The following is a 23,457-nucleotide window of genomic DNA, read 5'->3' as shown; positions in this document are numbered from 1 at the left end:
AGTAATTTTTAAAGAGCGCAAATTTAACCCGGATTCTTTATTAGAAAAATATAGTCCTCAAAAAGCTCTTACCCGGTCTTTAAATACTTCAAATATCAACTTAAACAGGACCTACCGGACATTACGTGCCTTGATGCGCTGGTTCCAGGGTCAATTTTATAGTGTCAATCCGATTTCCATGGGTTGCCTGAATTGAAAAAGTGTAGGGGGGTATAGTGATGGTTTCACCTTGCGACGGGAAATCCTCGGCATATGCCAGAATCAATCCGCCTAACGTGTTATATTCTCCAATCGGAAGCTGCCAATCATATTTTTCATTTAAATAATCAATTTCCAGACGGGCGCTCAGTAAATAATTGAATTCATCCAGCTTTTCTTCCACTAAATCATCTTCGTCGTATTCATCTTCGATTTCTCCGAATATCTCTTCTATAACGTCTTCACGGCTTACGATACCTGACGTTCCCCCAAATTCATCCATAACCACGGCAAGGCTCTTTTTCTCATTGATGAATTGTAACATCAAATCACTCGCTAAAGAAGTCTCGGGTACATTAATGACGGGGGTTAAGATGTCTTCGATTTTTTTTGGTACTGTAAAGAGGGAAGATGAATGACAATAACCAACAATATCGTCAAGGCTATCTTTGTAAATGATGATCTTTGAATGACCACTTTCTACAAAAATTTGATGCAATTTTTCCAATCCTGCAGTGATGTCAACTGCTGTAATTTCGTTACGAGGAATCATGCAGTCCCGAATTTTAACCCGTTTGAACGCTAGGGCGTTTTCCAGTATTTTTTTATCTAACTCCAGATTGAGATTATCTTCTTTGACGTTATAAATATTCTTGAAATACTGGTTGAGGCTCGTAATTCCAAAAAGTGGATTTTCCTCGTTGTATTCGAGGTGAAGCACCTTGATAGCAATTAGTCGGGATAGAAAAAGAATGCTATAGGTAAAGGGCGATAATAGCAATGAAGAGATACCAAAAAGCATGGCGGAAATTAACAGCACGCGCTGCGGGTAAATGTTACCTAAAACTTTGGGCAGCAGTTGGGCAACAATCAAAATTAGCAGGGCCGAAAAAATACTTTGAACCAACACCGTTATGAGTGTATGATTTAATGTTCTAGGCAGAATGTCAGCAACGGTTGGTAGCAGTAATTGGGCCATAAAGTACCCGAAAAACACCAGGGCGGTGCAGTATCCTACCCGTGCTGAGCCAATTAACCATGCTGGTTTTTGGATGAAGAATACAAGAATTCTGGCGTTGAATCCGCCGTTGTTGGCCTCCTCCTCAAGGGCCGACTTATTTGCCATTAGGTAGGCAACTTCAAAGCACATAAAAAAAAATGACAAAAACAGAGAGAGGGCAATGCCAAAAATCAGAGGAACATCCATGGTCATTTTCTCTTTCTCAAATTATAAACAAAATATAATATGAGTGCCAGCATTAAAGCCCAATATGCGTTTTCAATGCCGAGTATCATCGTTTGATGAATGCCAATAATTAGAAACGCAACTGCGAGCGATAAAACAAGAACATCAACCAGTTTCATGTCCCGGTAAAAATAGTGATAATTTCTTGGGCGTGGTCCTTAAATGAAGAATCAGTCGGGAGTTACTCCTTTACTTCTATGGTGCCCTCGACATTTCCTATGGCATAATCGGTTAGATCCTGCATAGCGTCGAGACCGGTTCCATAGATAACATCTCCCTGCTGACGGATGGTGACAAATTTGTCGGTATGAATTTTTTGTGTTTTAGGATTCCAAAAAAGTTCTTCCGTATTAAGTTGTTCGTTCTTGATAACATTTTTCAACTCTACTTTGCCTTGCCCTAACCAGTGTTCTTTTTCTTTTATAAATTTTGCATAGTTGGCGCGGAGGGTTGATTCAAGTCTTCCAAATTCATTATACATTTCGATATAAACTCCTTTAGGAAACTCTCTGTCTCCGTTTGCATATTCATAAAATAGTTCGCCTGTGAGTTTTAATTTGATGCGCTCATTCTCACTGTTGTATAATTCAATGTTTTCAACTTCGCGCAATGGCCCGGTATATTCAACGGGTTCTTTTAACTCCGATTGCGTGCAGCTGATAACTGCAAAACACAAGATGAAGAGATATCTTATCATATCATTAAAATGAAAAAGGCCATAGAAGAGCTATGGCCTTTTTAAAATTATTAAGTTTTATCAATCTCTTGTTCTGATCGTTGTGGATTCGTTGATCCAGCATTCTACTTTCTTTGTATCGCCGGGCTGGTAATTCACAAGGAAGATTTCCTCCTTGGAAGGGAAGCCTTCTTTTGCCATGGCTATTTTTTTGCCATTGCCAGCCCGTTGATAGTAATCAGCTGCGAGCAAATACACCAGACGGTCGTCCGCTTGGTTCACCTTTTTCGCGCAATCACCATGACTGTTAAAATATAAGTCGCCTATTTTCTCATAAGCCTCTTTGGCAACCGTAGCATTTGCTGACGCAGCCTGGCGATACAATTCGCGTGCTTCGGACTTTTTACCTCTTCTTGAAGATAGGGTTCCAAGGCTCAGCAATACTTCGGCTTTATCCTGGCTGTCAGTACACACACCTTGTGCTTCCGTCAAAAACTTCTCGGCTTTCTCGAAGTCATCTTTCGACATGTAGATGATCCCTAAATTTTTTGCCAAACCACAATCTTTTTGGCCTGCTGGGTCATTGTAAACAGTTTCCGCAGCTTGTAACCAAAGGGGGTCGTCAGTACATTTTCCCTGAAGCATGAAAGAGAATATTTTCTTGGCCAAAGAGATGTCCGTTGGATTCTGTTTATACTTAGGCGCCAGATTAGCTCTAACGAAGTCACAATCAACTTTCACCATCGTGATGAGTATGGCATCGATATCATCTTTATACTTTTTGTATTTATCAACAGGTTTACCCTCGCTCTGAGTCTTTTTGATTTTGTTATCAATGATCTCCATCAGTTTGTCGTACCGCTCTAAAATTTGAACGTCAGTCATGTTCTTGAACTTGAGTGCATTTAAGCGTACTGTTTGAAAATAAGGGACCAGGGTAGCATCCATTATATTGTTGCCATTCTTTTTGAATGTTTCATCCAGTAATTTCAAAGCTTCGGCAGGTTGCTCATTAATATTATGTTTTAAATATGCTAATGCCTTGCGGTTGTGAACAACAGGATCTTCACCGCAATTTTTCATTCTCATATCATAAACTATCATCAAGGAATCCACATATACCTTTTTGCGGGCAGCATCTTTTTCTGCTGATGCGAGTTCATCATAAATATCAGCTGCGTTGATGTATAAGCTTGAATGGAATTGAGGAACGTTAGCCAACAACCAGTTTAATGGAGGCAACGCTTGTTTATACTGTTTGGAGTTTTTCGCGTCTTCATAAAGAACTTTACTTTCTTCAGCCTTGGCTCTTTGCGCGCCATCAGTAGGCCAGACAACTTCTTTACACTGTGCAAATGCTCCGTTAGCAGTAAACAGCAAAGCCAGCATTACAACACTGGCCATAATTGGATTTTTCATACTTCTTTTCATTTCTAATCAAACTTTCTTTTAATGAACCATTGATCGTTAAAGGTCAGGCCAAAAAATATTTTAAAGTAACTTTCCTCTAATATATTTTCACTTTTATTGCCACGCTTTCCAAATTTGACCGCCAGATCAACACTTGAGCGCCCGGCTGGTAGCGACAAGCCAAAATTAATGCCAAAATCATTTACTGGCTTATAATTCGCCAAAAAAGGGTAACGTTCCAAATTTAAACCAGCTCTAAAGGTAATGCGCTTAAAATAATTATCTACAGTATTTGGATCAGCGGTATATTCCCCTCCTAATGACAAACGCCAAGCCTCACCAAGTCCCTCATCATCTTTATTTACGCTTTCGAAGGTAGACCAATCCTGGTAAAAAAATTCAGTTCCAATCATCCATTTACCTTCTTTGCTAAAAGCCATACCCACGGTAAAGGATGCCGGCAGATGAATTTTTCCATTAACAACGGAAAGTGGATATCGTTCAACAGTATCTTCAGCAAGTGTAGTCCGTATAGTTTGACGATTAAGTTTTCCTTTCAACTTACTGGTGAAATTATACACAGCGCCCACACTAAATCGATTATCGTTGCGGCGGCCGAGAGAGTCGCGACTAAATGAATACCCTAACCCAAAGTTAAATCCTGTGACAGTCGTTTTTTCTTCTATATTAATTACATACGGTGTTGCTCCATTTGCTGTGTTGTCAATAAAATTAGAATACACATTATCAATCGGCCCGAATAAATAAGTTGACTTTAAACCAACGCTCATGTACTTCGAAATGCGCACGCCGTTCGACCAATAAAGCTGCGTTAAGCCTCCGGTACCGGATTGAATTACAGTTGCTGTGTCAACCACCTGGCCATTCTGATTTCTTATTTGCTCTGGAAATTGGAGATTATAACTCACATGGGTGTAAGGCATCAAGCCGATAGAAGTGGTCCACTTATTGATTTTTATTGGAAAGGCTGCTGCCAGGTAACTTAGATTACCACCAGTGTTTTTCTCGTTTAATGCATCAGTCTTGATCGTGCGGGACTCGTAAATAGTACCAACCTGAAAAACCGTAAGTGGATTAAATACTAGTAATGCGGGGTTCTGATTGTTCAAAAACCAATATTGAGGATGACTGACTCCAATACTCCCAGAGCCTTGATTATGGATTAAGCTATTACCGTATGCTTCGCCAATACCGAAATCCGTAAATGGAGATGGCGCGGCCTGACCCCATACGTCTGCTGCGAAAAGCACAACAGCAATTACTAAAAAGAACTTTTTAATGACCGACATTATAAATCAAAATGCTGTTTAATCCGCTGAGCACTAATTCAGGGATCGCAAATATGGGCCCTTTCAGTTGGTTTTCAAAAAAACTAGCATCGCCTCCACACAAAATCGCCTTTAAATCCACAATTTTCTGTTGGTACAAGCTTATAATGCCTTTTATTTCTTCGCTCATTCCGTTGATAGCGCCACTTTGGAGACAAGTTTCTGTTGTAGTGCCTATCAGTGGAGGATTTGAAATAACATCCACCAAAGGCAATTTTGCCGTGAAGGCGTTCATGGCCTGAAGACGCATTTTTAACCCGGGAGAAATTGCGCCGCCATGATAATTTCCTTTGTCATCCAAAAAATCATAGGTGACGCAAGTGCCAGCATCGATCACCAGGCAATTGGTACCAGGAAATTTCTGATATGCGCCGCATACGCCGGCAATCCGGTCAACACCCAACGTTTCAGGCGTTGCGTAAAGACTTTTTACAGGCAGTGGAAGGGCGGCGGTCAAAATGAACTTTGTTTTAATATGATCAACCCATGGCAATATTGACGATGCTTCGTGAGTTACTGAACTGAGGATGAAATTGTCGGCCGAAAAGTTTTGTAGAAAATTTTTCAGTTCATCACGATGTGCGAAAGTGTATTGTGATCGCAGATCATAATTTTCAAAGATCCCTACTTTCGCAAAGGAGTTTCCGTAATCGAGAACTAAATTCATTTTGATAAAATCCTTATCTGTACTTTTGTCTTTACTTAGGCAGTTGGGCTAAGGGAAAAATCAAAAGTATGGATTCAAAGAACAACTTTAAAGTAATTGGACTAATGTCTGGAACGTCCCTCGACGGTCTGGATATTGCCTTTTGTAATTTTTCAAAGGTCCCAAGTGGATGGCGGTACAGCATCAAACAAGCGACGACGATGAAATATCCGCTGGCATGGAGAAAAAAATTGTCTTCCGCTCAGGATCTGTCGGGTGAAGCGTTGATCGCACTGGACATGGAATATGGAAAATTCTTAGGTAAAGCCTGCAAAACTTTCATCAGTGAGAATAAGCTTAAACCAGATTTCATTGCTTCTCATGGCCATACGGTTTTTCATCAGCCAGCAAAAGGATTTACTTACCAGATTGGAAATGGAAATGCATTGCATGCGGTGTGCGGTGTTCCGGTAATTTACGATTTTCGAAGTCTTGATGTACAGTTGGGCGGTGAAGGGGCACCACTGGTTCCCGCAGGTGACAAGTTGCTTTTTAGTGAGTATGATGTGTGCTTGAATCTTGGTGGCATCGCTAACTTATCGATGGACGTAAAAAAAGTAAGGATAGCTTATGACATTTGTTTTAATAACATGGGATTGAATTATATAATGTCGAAAATAGGGAAAGCGTTTGATGAAGGCGGGCAATTGGCATCAACGGGGACTGTAAACGCGTCTATGTTGTCTAAGTTAAACAGGGTATATGCATCGCTTCGCCCTAAACGACCATCGTTAGGGCGGGAAATTTTTGAGCAACGGATTCAACCGATTCTTGATGAGCCTGGTATTAAAGTGGAAGATAAATTATCCACGTTTGTAACCTCGTCAGCACGCGAAATCATTACAGCAATCGTTTCAGAAAAAAAGAATGCAAAAGTTTTGTGTACGGGAGGAGGAACCTTTAACTCTTTTTTTGTTTCATGTTTGTTGGAGCAGCTGGGTGACAATGGAGCATTGATCATCCCTGAAGAAGAGGTTGTAAAATTCAAGGAAGCCATGGTGTTTGCATTTTTAGGCGTGTTACGAGTGGAAAGGCAACCAAATTGTTTCAAGAGTGTCACTGGTGCTGATGCTGATAGTAGTGGGGGTGTGCTCGTTGGACTGTAATAAAATATATTTTATATCAAACCCTGAAAATTCCTCATCGCTTGATGGTAATTTGGAATCGAAATGAAACTGAACCTCTCAAAATTCGAAAATACTCGTCCTGAAATTGTGTTTGAATGGAAAGACTCCGAAACCGAGGCAGAAGGTTGGGTCGTCATAAATTCATTGCGCGGAGGTGCAGCGGGTGGTGGCACGCGCATGCGCAAGGGTTTAGATAAACATGAAGTTGAATCTATGGCTAAGACCATGGAGGTGCGTTTTACTGTCTCTGGTCCTTCTATCGGAGGAGCCTATTCCGGAATAAATTTCAATCCAAGCGATCCCAGAAAACCGGGTGTGCTTCAGCGTTGGTATCGTGCAGTCGGGCCGTTGTTAAAATACTACTATGGAACGGGCGGGGATTTAAATGTCGATGAAATTCATGAAATAATCCCCGTTACGGAAGGGTTAGGGATTTTGCATCCCACGGAGGGTATATTCGCTGGGCACTACCACTCAAATAATGATGAGAAATCAACACGCATCAATCAGCTCCGGCAAGGAATGGCCAAGGTGATCCGCGATGAACGTTATACACCTTCTCTGGAAAAGGCATATACAGTTGAGCACATGTGCACTGGTTTCGGAGTAGCTGAAGCAGTGAAATTATATTATGAAAAGTGGGGCGGGGATATCAGGAAAAAGCGGGCCGTTATTCAGGGATGGGGGAATGTTGGTGCGGCGGCGGGATTCTTTTTAACGCAGATGGGTGTTAAGGTTGTGGGCATAGTAAGTCATGAAGGCGGACTGATAAATCAGCAAGGATTTTCTTTGGATGAAATAAAAACGTTGGTTACTAGCAAGAACGGAAACAAACTGGTGTCTAAAAACATGCTTCCGTTTTTTATGGCTAATCAAAAAATATGGGATTTAGAATTTGAAATTTTTGTGCCCGCCGCGGCATCAAGATTGATCATTAAGGATCAGATCGATCGCATGATTGCTTCGCGGATCGAAGTCTTTCCTTGCGCTGCTCATGTTCCTTTTTTTGATCCGGAAATTTTTCTTGGTCCAATAGGGCTTTATGCCGATGAAAAGTTTTCTGTTATCCCAGACTTTATAGCAAATTGTGGCCGCGCCCGTGCTTGTACCTACTTCATGGAGAATCCGGTACCAGAAAACGATGAGCTAATTTTTAATGACATCAAACAGGCTATCGAGCAGGCACTCCAAAAAACTCATGCCTTGAATCCTTACCGAACAGGTATAGCACAAGCGTCATTTGAACTGGCGTTGAAACAGTTGGTGTGATGTAGTGAAACGTCATTAGATGCTGACGTGAATTCAGTAATTTAACTTTGCATCAGCCAGCGAACTGTTGAATAAGCAAGTACGCCGCGGCGCCTCCGAAGTAACCCATCATTGCAATCAAGCTTATCTTTTTAGTATACCAGATAAAGTCAATTTTTTCCATCCCCATCACCGCGACACCCGCTGCTGAACCGATGATCAAAATACTTCCACCCGTTCCAGCGCAATACGCAAGATATTCCCAGATGAGATGATCTTGTGGATAAACGTCAAGACTATACATTCCCATGCTGGCGGCTACCAGCGGAACATTATCGACGACCGCGGAGAGAAGACCTATTAATGTTATGATAATTCGATTATCACCTAACGTGCGGGCTAGATATTCTGCGAAGTGATGAAGCGTTAACATGGATTCTAGTGCGCCGACGGCGAGTAAAATTCCAAGGAAAAATAACACGCTGGGGACATCGATGCGTGCCAAGGCTCCTGCGGCTGTATAATTCTTTTTAACAGCATCGTCTAACTCGGGATGAATAAGTTCGGATACTACCCATAGAATTCCTAAACCTAATAACATCCCAATATAAGGAGGTAAGTGTGTAAACGTTTTGAAAATTGGAACAGAGATTAATGCGCCAATTCCCAATATCAACATAAGCATGCCGCCGTTTATGGCTTGGTCGTGTGACTTGGTGTGATGTTCATGGGCTTCACCTAAACTTCCCTTCATTGTAAAACTTAAATATATGAGCGGGGTAAGCATGCAGATGACACTTGGAATAAACATTACTTTTATAATGTTAAGTGTCGAAATTTGTCCGCCGATCCATAGCATAGTCGTTGTAACATCACCAATGGGCGTCCAGGCGCCCCCCGCGTTTGCTGCTATAACGATCATACCCGCAAAGAACAACCGTGTATCTTTATTAGGAATAAGTTTGCGTATCAAAGAGACCATCACAATAGAAGTTGTTAGGTTGTCCAGTACCGAGGAGAGGAAAAATGTCACCCAGCATATAATCCACAAGAGTGACTTTGCATTCTTTGTTGTAATGCGATCGGTAATAAAGCGAAAGCCATGATGAGCGTCCACCAATTCTACAATGGTCATCGCGCCCATCAGGAAAAAAAGTATTTCTGAAATTTGCGCAAGGTGATGTGAAAGTTCGGTGCCAACAAAACTTACAAACAGTTCCTGTTGCCCTAGCGACGCGAACTTGTCACCCAATTGCAGTTTAAGCCCATCCAAAAAATTCGTAAAGTGTGAACTTGCCAAAAGCGACTCGGGAGGAGATGATAGAGCGAAGAGCGTCCAGCAGATTACGCCTGTAAGAATCGCGGAGGCTGTTTTGTTAATTTTTATACTATGTTCGAGCGCGATAGCGACATAGCCCACGATAAATACAAGAATAATGAAGGTTTCCATGCAAAGGGAGTAACACCTTAAAGATTAGAATTTTTCAAGTTCGAATGATGGAGAGGTGTTATTTTTTTTAATGAGGATGTACTGCCAAATAGGGATAGATTATGAGGTAAACAATGGCACCTGCAAAGTAACCTAAAGCCGCCAGCAATGAAATTTTCTTCAGGTACCAGATAAAATCAATTTTTTCCATACCCATTACAGCTACGCCAGCGGCAGAACCTATGATCAGGATGCTTCCACCCGTGCCGGCACAATACGCCAGGTACTCCCAAATCATATGGTCAGGATGATAAGTTTCCAGACTGTACATGCCCATACTCGCAGCAACCAGGGGCACGTTATCAACTATCGAGGATAGTATTCCAATCAATGTGATGATAATGCGGTTATCGCCAAGGCTTTTATCGAGATAGGTCGCAAAATGATGGAGAATTTCCATTGCATCGAGTGCGGCCACAGCTAACAAAATACCCAAAAAGAATAAAACACTTGGAACATCAATACGAGCCAAAGCACCGGCTGCCGTATATGGTTTTTTTTCTGTCTCATCCATGTGCGGATTTATTAATTCGGAGACAATCCACAGCACACCAAGCGCGAGCAACATTCCAAGATAAGGAGGAAGATGTGTAACAGTTTTAAAAACAGGTACTGAAATCAAGCCCGCGATTCCGAGGAAGAGCATGGCCTTCGAGCCTTTGATCTTTGAGTTGTGATGTCCATGATGCGAATGGCTCGAATGATCAGAAGTGTGGCTGCCCGCGTGTCCCAGTTCTCCCTTTAAAGTAAATTGTAAATAAAGCAACGGTATGACCATACAAACAATGCTCGGTAATATTAAAGTCTTGATAATGTTAACAGCAGTAATCTGTCCGCCAATCCAAAGCATGGTGGTTGTAACATCACCAATAGGTGACCACGCTCCACCTGCATTGGCTGCAATTACAATCATGCCCGCAAAGAATAAACGCATATTCTTGTTAGGAACCAATTTGCGGATAAGTGAAACCATTACAATGGCAGTGGTAAGATTATCAAGCAGCGCGGAAAGAAAAAAGGTAACCCAGCAAATAACCCACAATAAAGATTTAGGATTCTTTGTGGTAATTCGATCTGTTATAATTCTGAATCCTTGATATGCATCCACCAATTCCACAATGGTCATCGCACCTAAAAGAAAAAATAAAATAGCTGAGATTTCTCCGAAGTGTTCTGCTAGCTGATGTGTTATGTGTTCAGGCGACTGGCTGGAAGCCAAGGCATAAATAGTCCAGCATAGCACCCCCGTTACAATTGCTGTTGCTGATTTGTTGATCTTAACGGGATGTTCAAAGGCAATGAGCAGATAGCCAATGATGAAGATGACAATGACTGAAGCTTCCATAATTTCACAATCGCGTGAAAGATGAAAATTTTTTCTTTTATGAAAAAGATAATTCTAGTAATCGTCATGAAAAGATAATGATTACTACATGAACGGCGGTAAAAAAAATAATCTACGGAAGCAGTGTTTTCTTACTTTAAGCCAAACAGGCCTTCATTTAAGGCATTTAGCGCTTTTTCTTTGTATTGTTTTTCTACCAGTACAGACACATTGTTTGTGCTTCCGCCGCATGAAACCATGCGAACAGGAATTTCACTAAGGGAATCGAATATCTGTTTAAGAACACCTTTTTGCTCTGTTATTTTTTGCCCCACAATACAAATAATAGTTTGATCCTTATCCACTTCGATAGTTCCGAATTTGTTTAATTCGTTTTCAATGGATGTAAGATGAGTTGAATTATCAATTGTTAAGGAGACTGCAACCTCTGATGTGGTAATCATATCAATGGAGGTCTTATGATTCTCAAAAACTTCAAACACCCTGCGTAAAAAACCATAGGCCATGAGCATGCGTGATGATCGTATGTTGATAGCAGTAATTCCATCTTTCGCTGCGATAGCTTTGAATGAACCTATCGATGAACCTTTGCCGGTAATGATTGTACCCGGAGCTTTTTCATCCATGGTATTTTTGAGCCGCACCGGAACATTATACTTTTGAGCAGGAACAATGGTAGAAGGATGTAAAATTTTCGCACCGAAATAAGCGAGCTCAGAGGCTTCGTCGAATGTAAGCTCTGAAATAGGGACTGTTTTCTTGACGATGCGTGGGTCATTGTTGTGCATGCCGTCAATGTCAGTCCATATCTGAATCTCCTGCGCACGGATGGCAGCACCAATAAGTGATGCGGTGTAATCACTGCCTCCGCGTTTTAAATTATCGATTTCATTTCGGTTATTTCTACAGATATAACCTTGGGTTATAATGATATCAACATTGGTAAGAGAATTCACCAGCGGCTTCAGGCGCTCGGAAATTTTTTCTAACTCGGGTTCATCGTTTTCATCAATAGACATAAAATACAGCGCTGGTAAAAGGCGTGCACTAATCTTACGCTCTTGCAAATGCTGATAAAATAATTCTGTTGAAATCAATTCGCCTTGAGCGAGTAACTCTCTATAGCCCTTGTTATCAAATTTGCCCGCCGCCAGCATCCTGATAAAAATGAAAAATCGACTAACAATTTCCTGGCCGATGGCGTGAAATGACTCGCTACCGTATAATTCCTTGATGAAAGTCTGATAGTGTTTTTCGAGTGCAACAGTTTCTTCCTCGGCTTTTGCCTTTTGTCCTGCTAAAAGATTATCTCCTATCGCTACCAATGCATTAGTCGTTCCAGACAAAGCAGAAAGTACTACGATTTTTTTTCCTGGAGTGCCTAACACAAGTTCGGCAATCTTTTTCATCCGTTCGGGTTTCCCTACAGAGGTACCGCCAAATTTTAACACCACCATAAATTGAATTTTTAAAAACGGGCAAATATAAGCAGCGTTAAAAAATTATTGCTATGCTGCTCGTCTTTCTTTTTATAACCGCTGACTTATGGATTGTCTGATACCTTGGTATCTCCTTCCCGCACGAAATTATAGCGAAATTGTAACGTTATAAAACTTTGCAAGCCTTTCGGTATAGATCAAATTTTTCGTCGCTAGAATTTAATTCAGTAATCAAATAGTCAATGGCATTGAGCTTACAGACTTGCATCTTTTGTGAACTTCCCAGTTTCTCCGAAATACTTAAAAAGGCTTTTTGGTCGGAAGCCTTAAGAATTGCTTTCTTGACCTGAGCAACTTCCCAATCGAAATCTGTTATGCCATCCTCCAAAGACAATCCGTTGGTACCCAGCAAGCAAAGATCTACGTGGAGTTCGGATATGGCATTGGACACCGATGCACCGGTACAGATATAAGAATTACTGGATAATTTGCCCCCCAATAAAATCACTTCTACAGTCGAACGTTGTGCAGCCTCCAACGCAACGAGGGGGCTAACTGTAAACAGAACGCCGCTGAGCCGCTCAGGGAGCATCCGGGCAAGTTCCAGCATGACGGTACCTCCACCGGTCAACAAAGTCATGCCATCTTTGATTAAGGAGAGTGCTTTTTTCGCAATCTCTTTTTTTTCCTCTCGGGCGTAAACCTCTTGCGGTTGAAACGGTTGATGGAAATGCGGCGAAATTGCACCCCCATGCACTTTCACAACTTTACCTCTTTTTTCAAGTTCTTTTATATCTCGTCTGATAGTGTCCAACGAAACCTTAAGTTGTTTGCACAGTTCTGCAGCAATGACCTTATTGTTTGTATGAATCTGTTGAATGATATAGTTATGTCGTTCTTCTTGTAGCATCAATATGCGTTTTTATGCGTTCTCGTTTTATTGCTCCTATCATTTATATTGAATTCTGCACGCTTTTAAATGAATCCCAAAGCTAAAATAAATGAATTAGCAATAAATAATGACAATTTATGCTGTTTTATGCGGAATAATATTTACTTTAATGTTCGAACAGCAAAAAGACGCATCCCGTGAATACTTTGTATGCATTAATTTTCCTTGTCTTGGTCGCTACCTCAGCCTCCACGCAGTCAATCGAATCTTCATGGATACGAATTAATCAATTGGGCTATTCAACTTCGGGCCTTAAGGTTGCCGTGTTGGTATCCAAGGAGAATATTGAACCACCTTATTTCGAGTTAGTAGAAGCAAAAACTTCCCGAAGTGTTCTAAAGCGAAAACCAGGCAAGAACTTCGGAGCTTACGGTCCGTTTGTGACCTCCTATCGATTGGATTTTTCAGATTACACAGCTGGAGGCGATTTCTATTTAAAAGTCGGTGACATTCGCTCCTCAATTTTCACAATATCAAAGGAGGTTTACAATGGATCGGCAGATTTTGCATTGCGTTACATGCGTCAGCAGCGGAGTGGCTATAATCCTTTCTTGAAAGACTCTTGTCACACAAAGGATGGATACACCATTTATGGCCCCATGCCGGATGGCACGTATGTAGACGTTTCTGGCGGGTGGCATGACGCAACGGACTACCTGCAATATTCCACCACCTCCGCTAACGCAACGTACCACCTACTTGCCGCTTATCGGGATTTTCCAAATGCATTTTCTGATTCGCACCTGGCGAATGGACTGGATGGTAAAAATAACACAGCTGATGTTTTAGATGAAGCAGTTTGGGGGTTGCAATGGCTATTGAAAATGCATCCCAAAGACGATTGGATGTTTAACCAACTTGCAGACGATCGCGACCACATCGGATTTCGTTTGCCGGTGAATGACCCTGCCGATTATGGCTATGGGAAAGGAAACGGAAGGCCCGTATATTTTATCTCAGGCGAAGTACAAGGATTAGGCAAGCATAAAAACAGAGCGACGGGCGCCGCATCTACTGCAGGCAAATTTGCCAGTGCTTTTGCGTTGGGATCGCAGGTTCTTAAAAAAACAGACCCCAGTCTATCAGAAAAACTGAAGCTTAAATCACTTTCAGCTTACAGGTTTGGACAAGCAAAACCTGGTGTGGCACAAACTGCGCCAATGAAAGCCCGGTATTTTTATGAAGAGGATAATTGGGTTGATGATATGGAATTAGCGGCAGCATCGATCTTCCAGCTTACGAAAGAAAAAACATATTTTACACAGGCCTTAGAATTTAGTGAGCAGGAAAAGATAACACCTTGGATTGGCGCTGATACAGCTGTTCATTATCAGTGGTATCCCTTTCACAACTTCGGTCATTACGAGCTGGCTGTCTCTGGAGATAAAACAGCGCGCTCACAACTTCTCAAGTATTATAGGGATGGAATTGAAAAGGTGTGGAAGAAGGCAAACGGAAATGCTTTTTACCGTGGTGTTCCTTTCATCTGGTGTTCCAATAATCTGACGACCTCCTTTGCAATTCAATGTTATCTCTATAGAAAACTTAGCGGCGACAATAGTTTCATCCAACTTGAACAAGCCTGCTTCGACTGGTTATTCGGATGCAACCCTTGGGGTACTAGCATGGTGTTCGGGTTGCCCTCAAAAGGCGATACCCCAGTGGATCCGCACTCGTCTTTCACGGTACTCCATAAGTATCCGTTAGATGGAGGCTTGGTCGATGGTCCGGTTTCCGGTCATATTTATAACAGTCTCTTAGGACTTACATTAGTCGACGAAGATGAATACGCTGCATTCCAGTCAACGCTAGCAGTGTATCACGATGACCATGGCGACTATAGCACAAACGAACCTACAATGGATGGGACCGCCGCCTTAATTTATTTGTTAGCCGCAAAAGAAACGGATTCCCGGGAGAGTGGAAGCAGAAAAAAGTAGTTGATGTCCATGGCGCAATTATCAGAGGGGATCTCGACAAAAAACAAATTGCATTGGTCTTTACCGGCGATGAATTTGCAGATGGTGGAAAAACAATCGCCGATGCGTTAGAAATGAATAGTATTAAAGCATCATTTTTCTTGACTGGGAATTTTTATAAGAACCCTGCATTCAAATCCCTTATTGCAAGGTTAAAAGCCAATGGCCATTACCTCGCTGCTCACTCGGACAGGCATTTGTTGTACACTGACTGGACCAAACGCGACAGTTTGCTGGTGTCTGAAAAAGAATTTAAAAAAGATCTCCGTCAAAATTATAAACGCATGAAATCTTTCAAAATCAGAAAGACCGATGCGGTATATTTTCTTCCGCCCTTTGAATGGTATAATAAAACAATCTCGGACTGGACGATTAGCCTGGGGCTTCAACTGGTGAATTTTTCTCCAGGAACGCGATCTGCTGCTGACTACACATATCCAGGTCTGCCTGGATATAAATCATCTGAGGAAATCTATCAGTCCATTTTAAAGTATGAACAAGAAGATCCAAATGGCCTCAACGGATTTATTCTGCTGACGCATATAGGCACGGACGAAAGGCGGACAGATAAATTTTATGTCCGCCTTAACGCATTAATTGAGGAGTTGAAATCCTTGGGTTATGCTTTTGTTAGAATCGACGAATTGTTAAACTAACTGACCAAAAAGATGCCCGTACTCGGAATTGACTTAGGGGGAACTAAAGTTGCTGTAGCGCTTTTTTCAGAGTCCGGTTTACTTTTATCCAAAACTGCTGTTCCGCTGGATGGGAGAAAAGGCAGTGAAGTCGGTGCGTTAATTCAAATGCTTGTCAAAGATCATCTTCCAAAAGGAATAAGATCCATCGGGGTAGCGGTTCCTGGCATAAGCCGTCATGCAACGGGTACTGTATGGGCACCCAATATTGAAGGCTGGGACGACTATCCGTTAAAAGAAAAGATAGAAGAGGTCGCCGATGGAGCGCCGGTCACAATTGACAGCGATCGCGCTTGCAGTATTTTAGGAGAGCAATGGTGTGGTAGTGCGAAGGGTTGTAAAGATGCTATCTTCATCGCTGTAGGAACGGGTATTGGCGCCGGTATTTTAGTGGATGGGAACGTGCTTCGTGGAGCTCACGATATAGCCGGAGCAATTGGCTGGATGGCATTGACAAAGCCATTTGAAAATAAATATAAAAGTTGTGGGTGCTTTGAATTCTATGCCTCGGGAACCGGTATTCCGAAACTTGCACGCGAAGTTTTGTCAGCAGATTCCACCGCGTCGGTGTTGAGAATTTATCCGCCAGATGACCTATCCGCCCGTCATGTATTTGAGGCCTTTGATGAACAAGATCCTTTGGCTCATACAATCATACGGGAATGTATTTCCTTCTGGGGAATGGCCGCAGCCAATCTCGTCAGCATTTTGAATCCTGAGAAGATAATTTTTGGAGGCGGAATCTTCGGGCCTGCTTCAAAATTCATAAATGACATCAAGGCAGCAGCGACCAAGTGGGCACAACCCATTAGCATAACTCAGGTGAGTTTTGAAAATGCTTTACTGGGGGCTGATGCTTCGGTATATGGTGCAGGATTCCTGGCTTTTAAAAATCAAGCGCTCAACAAATGAAAGGAAAGCAACGTACGCGCGCAATATTCCTTTCAGCCTGTCTAGGCATGCTGCTCTTTGGAATGTCTCTCATTACTCTTGGATCAGTAGCCACTGGGTTGCAATCGAAATTCATGCTTGATTCCATTTCTTTTGGAATGATCGTTTCGATTCTGCCGTTCGGAATTTTATCCGGCTCTCTACTCTTTGGTCCATTTGCTGACCGATATGGCTACAAGATAATAATGACATCAGCAGGTTTATCCATGTTTGCGGGATTTCAAGGCATCGCCTATAGTACTGACTTGGCTGTTTTAAAAATGTGTGTATTCCTTTTTGGTTTGGGTGGAGGTGCTATCAATGGTGCCACCAACGCAGTTGTTTCGGACATAAGCCAAACGAATAAAAGTGCCAATCTAAGTGTATTAGGAGTTTTCTTTGCTATAGGTGCATTAGGGATGCCTTTTGTTCTTGCAGTCCTTCAAAAAGAATTTTCGTTTGAAATTATCGTCTCGAGTGTGGGATATCTCGCACTCTTGGCCGCTGCGTTATTTGTAGTCACTAGGTTCCCCGTTGCTAAGCAAACGTGTGGCATATCTTTTTTTGAGGTATTGAAATTACTAAGGGACGACGTTCTTATACTGGTTGGTTTTTTTCTTTTTTGTCAAAGCAGTTTTGAAGCAATCATAAATAATTGGACCACTACTTTCCTTCTTGAAAAAAATTCAATTTCAATTAGTGAGGCATTATATGCGTTGTCTATGTATGTCGTAGGAATGGCGGTGATGAGAATAATCTTGGGAAATGTTCTTAAGCATGTTTCTTCGCGAACTGTATTATTGTATTCAATCGTTTTGCTGGGTATCGGATGTTCGTTACTTACAGCGTCTTCATATCCTTTATCTATTCTTGGTCTTGTGGTGCTGGGTGCCGGATTAGCAGCTGGTTTCCCGGTTACTTTAGGGTTTGTTGGTGAAAGATATGAGACCGTTTCGGGCACAGCCTTTAGCATTGTGATTTCCATTGGATTGATAGGAAGCATGGCGGTCAATTATCTGATGGGATTTATTGTAGACAAATATGGCATAGCTCATCTTGTTACGATGGGATTTTTACTAACAACTTTTATGCTCCTCTTTTCCTTGTTAATAATAAAAAAATTAAATCTTAAATAACTGAATATGCTCGCAACACAATGGCTTAAAAATGCACGGGATGTCATGTCTCAAATCGAAGAAACACAAATGGAAAATATCCGGAAGGCAGCTGAAGTGATGGCTGATAGCATTGAGGCCGGAAGATGGGTGCACACTTTTGGATGCGGTCATGCCACTATTCCTGTGGAGGAAATGTATCCGCGCATCGGTGGGTTTGTAGGGTTTCATCCAATTATAGAACTACCGCTTACTTTTTTTACCAGGATAACTGGCGAGATGGGCGTGCATCAATTCGTCTTCCTTGAACGCGTTGAAGGATATGGGGTGGAAATCATGAAAGGATATAATTTCGACCCAAAGGATACCATGTGGCTATTCTCACATACCGGTATTAATAACGTGAACATAGACGTAGCGTTGGAAGCAAAGAAACGTGGCATGAAAGTAATCGCTTACGGATCGGCTGCCGCAGCTAAGGGAAAAACTTCACGCCATTCTACTGGCAAAACAATCTTTGATGTAGCGGACATTGTTGTCGACTCATGCGCACCTATCGTTGACGCTTCTGTGGATTTGAAAAATCATCAGGACAAGGTGGGGCCGGTTTCTACCATGGCTTTTGTGACTTGTGTGTGGATGACCGTTACAACAGTAGCAGAAATATTGGCCGACAGAGGCGTAAAACTTTTTATACATCCCTCTCACAACGTTCCAGGTGATACCACTGCAAAGCAAAGACTAGAGGATGCGCTGACAGAATATAAAAAACGGGTAGCTGGAGTTTAAGACTACTAATAAATAGGGGTTTGTCTAGGTCAAACTCATCGTGATCTTGTTATACGCAAGTAGCATTACCGTGGAGCCTAACCAAGCCAGACAACCCGGTTTATCAAACGATATTCCGGGTTGGCTTGGCGAAGGGTAGTAGTCATGTTTTGTTTCCACGAATCCGGCTTAGGGTTTCCGCTGTCATTCCTAAGTAAGAAGCTAAATATTTCAAAGGGACCCTTTGTTGAATTTGAGGATACTGCGATAACAAATCTTTATAACGCTGTTCAGCAGAATCAAGTAGGAATGATGACTCACGCATTTCCTTTCTGATGAACATATGCTCCATGCTTAATCTTCCTAGTTTTTGTAAGCTTGAGTATTTATCAAACAGTCTGAATAGTTCATCTCTGCCGATCGCATATAACTTTACTTTCTCCATAGCGATTACATTGAATCGTGAAGGCTGGCCTAAACTGAAGCTCGCGTAGGATCCGCAAAATGAATTTTCAAAATTGAAGTCCTTGGTAATTTCTTCTCCATCTTTCAAATAGTATAAACGAACATATCCACAAACAATAAAGCCTAATTGTCTACAAATTTCTCCTTGCCGTAGAAAATGTTGTTTTTTTTTTAGATCTTTTAACGAAATGATCTTCTGAAGATCCTCCCACGCCTCGTCCTCCAGCGGCACTTGTTTTTCGAAAAAGTCTCTTAGTTCTTCTCCCATAGAAGTGGTGTTTTTGGCATCTAAGAAAATCTTGACTTACCTCAAGAATTAAGATGTTGAAGGTTGATTGTTTTGCGTGAAATCTAAAATAAATAAAAATATGACAGTAATTAACACAGTCCGTCTACTTCATCTTCTAAGCTATGTACTGGTCACATCACAAGTGCTTTTCTATTTGTTTATTCTCGGCGACTCCTTAAAGGTAGTCTCCCTCGACACATTCTTTGAGCTTCGAAAAGTAATTGACTCATTGATGATCGGTCGTTTTAAGGCAATGTATTACTCGTGTCTTGCATTATCCCTCGTTGTGGTGGCACTCGCAGCCAAAAATCCAGCCACCGCATTCTTCATATCTGTCGCAATGGCCCTGGTTTGTCTCGCAGTAGACCTCGCGATAGCAACCAAAGGAAGTATGCCACTGAATGCCTTGATGCATACGTATAGCCCAGGCGATAAAAGCGTTAATTGGGACGAAATCAGAGTCCAATGGTTAGATTATATGAAGTATAGAGGTGTGTTTATTTGCGCCGGTATGCTAAGTCTGCTAGTGGGTTTACTGATGAGTAAAAATCAGACGCTGTAACTAACCTGTCTGCATAGTTATTTTTCACTTAGCAAGACTTCTCTCAATAGTTCTTCAACTTGCTCGCGGTTCAATCCAATTTGCATGTCAGGATGATACAATAACCTGATTAGATCTTTGTCTATCTCATCATATGCAGTTGTTGTCGTCCACTTCGCTTGAAAAATACTATTGAGATACAAATCAGAGTTCGAATCTTTAGCCAAACCAAGTGATTGTGTCAGCTCTTCTCGAAGAAGGTGTTTTTCTTCGGCAGGGTTGGCACGTTCTATATCCACATACATGTGGCCCCTGTAAATTTGTTCTGTTGCATCCCAATACACGCTGAACAATCCCCAATTATCTGCCACGAGCGTAGCCAGCGAGGGAAATCTTTCAGCATAAGTGGCGCCCGCGCCCAGAAAAACGTAATAATTTGATTGTAAAGTATCTGTAACGATGCTAATCTTAAAACCGTCGTTGGCCAAACTATTAATCTCGTTGATGATCGCCTGAAGTTCATTCATTAATTCAGGAGTTTTATTCCCGCCTACAAAAATCTTCATGTCGGTAACCCATTTCCGGGTTACTTCAGTAGCGCCACCGTATTCAAAACCTAGTGCAATTTCTTGGAAATATTGGATTACTTGCTCATCATAGGCCGTTAGCCTTTTGCCTACTTCATCATCCGAGCAGGCACAAAGTAAAACGGTTATAAAGAATAGCGGCAAAAACCTTCGATTCATAAGCTTTCCAGGTGCATGTATCTTGAACTTAAGAAATTCTCAGGATTTTGTGAAACGATAATCGGAATTCGCCGCTCAAAGGAAATTCGTAGACTACAAGGAATTCCAACGTCCAGCTTGAATTTTTTCCCCTACTTTCGTGATCATGGAAACTTATTTCGTCTGCCGTATTCGATGGTTTATGCTTAAAAATCGCAATTCTTTAACGCGTCTGAGAATCGGACATCTGGGATTTTTTGCACTCTTATTACTGGTTGCAGGAAGCACGCAAGTTTTCGCTCAACAGCCAGGCGTCATTAAAGGAAAGATCATTGATTCAGTTTCTACGACCCCAGTGAGCTTTGCCACCATCAGAGTTTTTTCAAGCGAAGAAAAAAAATTAATTGATGGTGATATTTCGCATGAAGCCGGTGATTTCTCCCTTGATGTGCCGTTTGGAAAATATTATGCCGAGATAGATTTCATGGGATATGAGTCGCAAAAAACAAAAGTTTTTATAGTATCCAGTGATAACCCGGTTCACGATTTAGGGACCGTGAAGCTTGCAACTTCTGTCAGCACCCTCGATGAAGTTGTTGTCCAGGCAGAAAAAAGTACCATGGAATTATCACTTGATAAAAAAGTCTTCAACGTGGGTAAAGATTTGGCAAATGCTGGGGGGTCTGCCAATGATATTTTGATGAATATTCCTTCCGTGTCAGTTGATCCCGAAGGAACCGTAAAGCTGAGAGGAAGTGATAATGTGCGTATCCTGATTGATGGAAAACCTTCAGGCTTGGTGAGTTTTAAAGGTGGAAGTGGCCTGCAACAACTTCAGGCAAGTATGATTGAGCGTGTTGAAGTTATTACTAATCCTTCTGCCCGTTACGAAGCTGAAGGGATGGCCGGTATTATCAATATTGTTTTAAAGAAGGAAAGAAACCAGGGCTTCAATGGCTCGTTCGAAGTAATCACCGGGCATCCGACAAACTTGGGCGGCGCAGCGAACCTTAATTACAGACACAAGAAAATCAATTTTTTCATCAACTATAGCATTGCATTTCGCGAGCAGCCGGGCGACGGAAGACTGTATCAGGAAGTATATGATCTGGATACATTGGAAGATGAAAGTGTGTACAGGGGTGATTCAACCACTATTTTAAAACAAAATACTAATGCTTTAATAACAGGATTTAATACGAACATTCGCGGTGGACTCGATTTTTATTTCAATGAAAAGAATATACTCACTGTTTCATATTTATACCGAAGAAGCAACGCTTCCAGGATAACAGATATTCGATATGATGATTATCTGTTTAATGATTCCAATATGACAGGATTTACCAAAAGACGGCAGGACGAAGATGAAGTTGAACCTAATTCAGAATACTCATTGATTTATAAAAAATCCTATGAACAAAAGGGTCATGAATTAACAGGGGAAATAAAATTTTTAGATAACTGGGAAAGTTCAGATCAATGGTTCATGCACGATGTATTTACACCCGATGGGACACCACAATTATCAAGGCTTGAAAGATCACTAAATGACGAATTCGAGAAACAGTGGCTATTTCAGGTTGATTACATTAAGCCACTGGGCAAGGACGGTAAAGTTGAATTGGGCGCGCGTGCCAGCTTTCGGGATATGGTGAACGATTACCTGGTAACCCGAAAAAACGAGCAAGGTGAATTCGAACCCATCACGGATTTGCAGGGTATTGATTTAGATAATGTCTTTGAATACGATGAAAACATTCAAGCTGTGTATGGTATCCTGGGCAACAAGACCAAGAAATTTTCTTATCAGGCAGGGCTTCGTGCAGAATGGACTGACGTCACTACAACACTAAAGGAAACAAACGAGGAGAATCCGCGGAAGTATGCAAATTTATTTCCCAGCGCTCACCTTACGTTAGATTTACCAAAGGAAAACGCCATCCAAGTGAGCTATAGCCGTAGGGTTAGACGCCCCTTCTATAATGACCTGAGCCCATTTATGACTTTTTCGGACAGTAGAAATTATTTTAGTGGTAATCCTGATTTAAATCCTGAGTTTAGCAACGTTTATGAAATTGGTCATATTAAATATTTTGATAAAGGATCGTTTTCATCTTCAATATATTATCGTGACACCAAAGATAAAATAGATAGAATCAGACTTGTTGATGACAAAGGGCTGTCTAATACTAAACCGCAGAATCTGTTGTCAGAAAAAGCAATGGGGGTCGAGTTCAGCAGCAATTATTCTCCAACCAACTGGTGGAAGTTGGATTTCAATTTCAACTTTTTCCACGCCGATATTGATGGCAGTAATATCGTTGAAACTTATAAAGCAACTACCTATAGCTGGTTTGCCCGCCAGACTTCCCGGTTTACATTGCCGAAAGGTTTAGATGTCCAAGTTCGCGGAAATTACGAGGCTCCACAGAAGACGGCGCAAGGCAAACGTAAATCCCTTTATTATGCTGATTTGTCGATGAGTAAAGATATTCTGAAAGGCAGGGGAACCCTTACATTCAATGTTTTGGATGTATTCAATACGCGGCGGTTACGTTCAATTTCAGAAGGGATCAACTTTTACACTGACTCAAACTTCCAACCCAGGGTAAGGCAATTCAACTTGACTTTTAATTACCGGATTAAACAGGCTAAGCAAGTAAAAAAGGTTTTAGAGGAATAACCTACCGATAAAATTTGCACATCAATATGCACTGCTGAGTTAGCTAAGTTACGCTGCACTTACACCTAAATTTTGTTGG

The 23,457-nt window shown here is 41.6% G+C and carries 20 protein-coding genes; 9 read left to right on the top strand and 11 right to left on the bottom strand.

Going from position 1 to position 23,457, the window contains the following annotated elements; genetic code table 11:
* Positions 1 to 121 precede the first annotated feature (121 nt).
* The 5 genes from P2W71_RS20860 to P2W71_RS20840 all read right to left on the bottom strand — a co-directional run bounded on the left by P2W71_RS20860 (position 122) and on the right by P2W71_RS20840 (position 5,546).
* Complete coding sequence (locus P2W71_RS20860) at positions 122 to 1,405, bottom strand: hemolysin family protein (RefSeq protein ID WP_276373268.1); 1,284 nt, start codon at positions 1,403 to 1,405, stop codon at positions 122 to 124.
* Positions 1,406 to 1,625: 220 nt separating this feature from the next.
* On the bottom strand, positions 1,626 to 2,141 hold the full coding sequence (lptC, locus tag P2W71_RS20855) for an LPS export ABC transporter periplasmic protein LptC (protein WP_276373267.1): 516 nt from the start codon (positions 2,139 to 2,141) through the stop codon (positions 1,626 to 1,628).
* Positions 2,142 to 2,201: 60 nt separating this feature from the next.
* Positions 2,202 to 3,539, bottom strand: a complete 1,338-nt coding sequence (locus P2W71_RS20850; RefSeq protein ID WP_276373266.1) for a tetratricopeptide repeat protein — start codon at positions 3,537 to 3,539, stop codon at positions 2,202 to 2,204.
* 14 nt (positions 3,540 to 3,553) lie between these two features.
* Positions 3,554 to 4,840, bottom strand: a complete 1,287-nt coding sequence (locus P2W71_RS20845; RefSeq protein ID WP_276373265.1) for a hypothetical protein — start codon at positions 4,838 to 4,840, stop codon at positions 3,554 to 3,556.
* Positions 4,827 to 5,546 (bottom strand): type III pantothenate kinase, encoded by a 720-nt coding sequence (locus tag P2W71_RS20840; RefSeq protein WP_276373264.1) that lies wholly within the window; start codon positions 5,544 to 5,546, stop codon positions 4,827 to 4,829. Before P2W71_RS20840 ends, P2W71_RS20845 begins: the two co-directional genes overlap by 14 nt.
* A gap of 68 nt (positions 5,547 to 5,614) precedes the next feature.
* On the opposite strand from P2W71_RS20840, the gene P2W71_RS20835 reads away from it, so the two are divergent.
* Entirely contained in the window at positions 5,615 to 6,691 is a 1,077-nt protein-coding gene (locus P2W71_RS20835) for an anhydro-N-acetylmuramic acid kinase (RefSeq protein ID WP_276373263.1), read from the top strand.
* 63 nt (positions 6,692 to 6,754) lie between these two features.
* Positions 6,755 to 7,981 carry a Glu/Leu/Phe/Val dehydrogenase dimerization domain-containing protein gene (locus P2W71_RS20830; RefSeq protein ID WP_276373262.1) on the top strand — a complete coding sequence of 409 codons (1,227 nt, stop codon included), beginning with the start codon at positions 6,755 to 6,757 and terminating at the stop codon, positions 7,979 to 7,981.
* 52 nt (positions 7,982 to 8,033) lie between these two features.
* Here P2W71_RS20830 and nhaD (P2W71_RS20825) read toward each other — a convergent pair whose 3' ends face one another.
* The 4 genes from nhaD (P2W71_RS20825) to P2W71_RS20810 all read right to left on the bottom strand — a co-directional run bounded on the left by nhaD (P2W71_RS20825) (position 8,034) and on the right by P2W71_RS20810 (position 13,143).
* On the bottom strand, positions 8,034 to 9,410 hold the full coding sequence (gene nhaD / locus P2W71_RS20825; RefSeq protein ID WP_276373261.1) for a sodium:proton antiporter NhaD: 1,377 nt from the start codon (positions 9,408 to 9,410) through the stop codon (positions 8,034 to 8,036).
* 67 nt (positions 9,411 to 9,477) lie between these two features.
* Complete coding sequence (gene nhaD, locus P2W71_RS20820) at positions 9,478 to 10,794, bottom strand: sodium:proton antiporter NhaD (RefSeq protein ID WP_276373260.1); 1,317 nt, start codon at positions 10,792 to 10,794, stop codon at positions 9,478 to 9,480.
* Positions 10,795 to 10,925: 131 nt separating this feature from the next.
* Positions 10,926 to 12,251 carry an aspartate kinase gene (locus P2W71_RS20815; RefSeq protein ID WP_276373259.1) on the bottom strand — a complete coding sequence of 442 codons (1,326 nt, stop codon included), beginning with the start codon at positions 12,249 to 12,251 and terminating at the stop codon, positions 10,926 to 10,928.
* 148 nt (positions 12,252 to 12,399) lie between these two features.
* On the bottom strand, positions 12,400 to 13,143 hold the full coding sequence (locus P2W71_RS20810; RefSeq protein WP_276373258.1) for a DeoR/GlpR family DNA-binding transcription regulator: 744 nt from the start codon (positions 13,141 to 13,143) through the stop codon (positions 12,400 to 12,402).
* Positions 13,144 to 13,322: 179 nt separating this feature from the next.
* Here P2W71_RS20810 and P2W71_RS20805 point away from each other — a divergent pair, with 179 nt between their 5' ends.
* From P2W71_RS20805 to P2W71_RS20785, 5 genes are read left to right on the top strand one after another with little or no spacing between them, the layout of a single operon-like run.
* A complete protein-coding gene (locus tag P2W71_RS20805) occupies positions 13,323 to 15,125 on the top strand; it encodes a glycoside hydrolase family 9 protein (protein ID WP_276373257.1) in 1,803 nt (600 codons plus the stop codon).
* A gap of 53 nt (positions 15,126 to 15,178) precedes the next feature.
* A complete protein-coding gene (locus P2W71_RS20800) occupies positions 15,179 to 15,820 on the top strand; it encodes a polysaccharide deacetylase family protein (protein WP_276373256.1) in 642 nt (213 codons plus the stop codon).
* Positions 15,821 to 15,832: 12 nt separating this feature from the next.
* Positions 15,833 to 16,771: an ROK family protein gene (locus P2W71_RS20795; RefSeq protein WP_276373255.1), complete on the top strand. Its 939-nt coding sequence runs from the start codon at positions 15,833 to 15,835 to the stop codon at positions 16,769 to 16,771.
* Positions 16,768 to 17,925 (top strand): MFS transporter, encoded by a 1,158-nt coding sequence (locus P2W71_RS20790; protein WP_276373254.1) that lies wholly within the window; start codon positions 16,768 to 16,770, stop codon positions 17,923 to 17,925. Before P2W71_RS20795 ends, P2W71_RS20790 begins: the two co-directional genes overlap by 4 nt.
* A 6-nt stretch (positions 17,926 to 17,931) precedes the next feature.
* The gene (locus P2W71_RS20785) at positions 17,932 to 18,693 is read left to right on the top strand and encodes a sugar isomerase domain-containing protein (protein ID WP_276373253.1); all 762 of its coding nucleotides are present in this window, start codon (positions 17,932 to 17,934) and stop codon (positions 18,691 to 18,693) included.
* Between the two features lie 142 nt (positions 18,694 to 18,835).
* Here P2W71_RS20785 and P2W71_RS20780 read toward each other — a convergent pair whose 3' ends face one another.
* A complete protein-coding gene (locus P2W71_RS20780) occupies positions 18,836 to 19,405 on the bottom strand; it encodes a Crp/Fnr family transcriptional regulator (protein WP_276373252.1) in 570 nt (189 codons plus the stop codon).
* A gap of 100 nt (positions 19,406 to 19,505) precedes the next feature.
* Between P2W71_RS20780 and P2W71_RS20775 the strand changes: the two genes are divergently transcribed.
* Positions 19,506 to 19,988, top strand: coding sequence for a hypothetical protein (locus tag P2W71_RS20775; protein ID WP_276373251.1), 483 nt, complete (start codon positions 19,506 to 19,508; stop codon positions 19,986 to 19,988).
* Between the two features lie 17 nt (positions 19,989 to 20,005).
* Here the strand turns inward: P2W71_RS20775 and P2W71_RS20770 are convergent, their stop codons facing one another.
* Positions 20,006 to 20,713 (bottom strand): DUF2927 domain-containing protein, encoded by a 708-nt coding sequence (locus tag P2W71_RS20770; RefSeq protein WP_276373250.1) that lies wholly within the window; start codon positions 20,711 to 20,713, stop codon positions 20,006 to 20,008.
* A gap of 145 nt (positions 20,714 to 20,858) precedes the next feature.
* Here P2W71_RS20770 and P2W71_RS20765 point away from each other — a divergent pair, with 145 nt between their 5' ends.
* Positions 20,859 to 23,378, top strand: a complete 2,520-nt coding sequence (locus P2W71_RS20765) for a TonB-dependent receptor (protein ID WP_276373249.1) — start codon at positions 20,859 to 20,861, stop codon at positions 23,376 to 23,378.
* Positions 23,379 to 23,457 lie beyond the last annotated feature (79 nt).

Origin of the sequence: Chryseolinea sp. H1M3-3 (genome assembly GCF_029360725.1) — a bacterium.
GTDB lineage: Bacteria > Bacteroidota > Bacteroidia > Cytophagales > Cyclobacteriaceae > Chryseolinea.
This window is presented reverse-complemented; position numbering and strand designations above follow the sequence as displayed.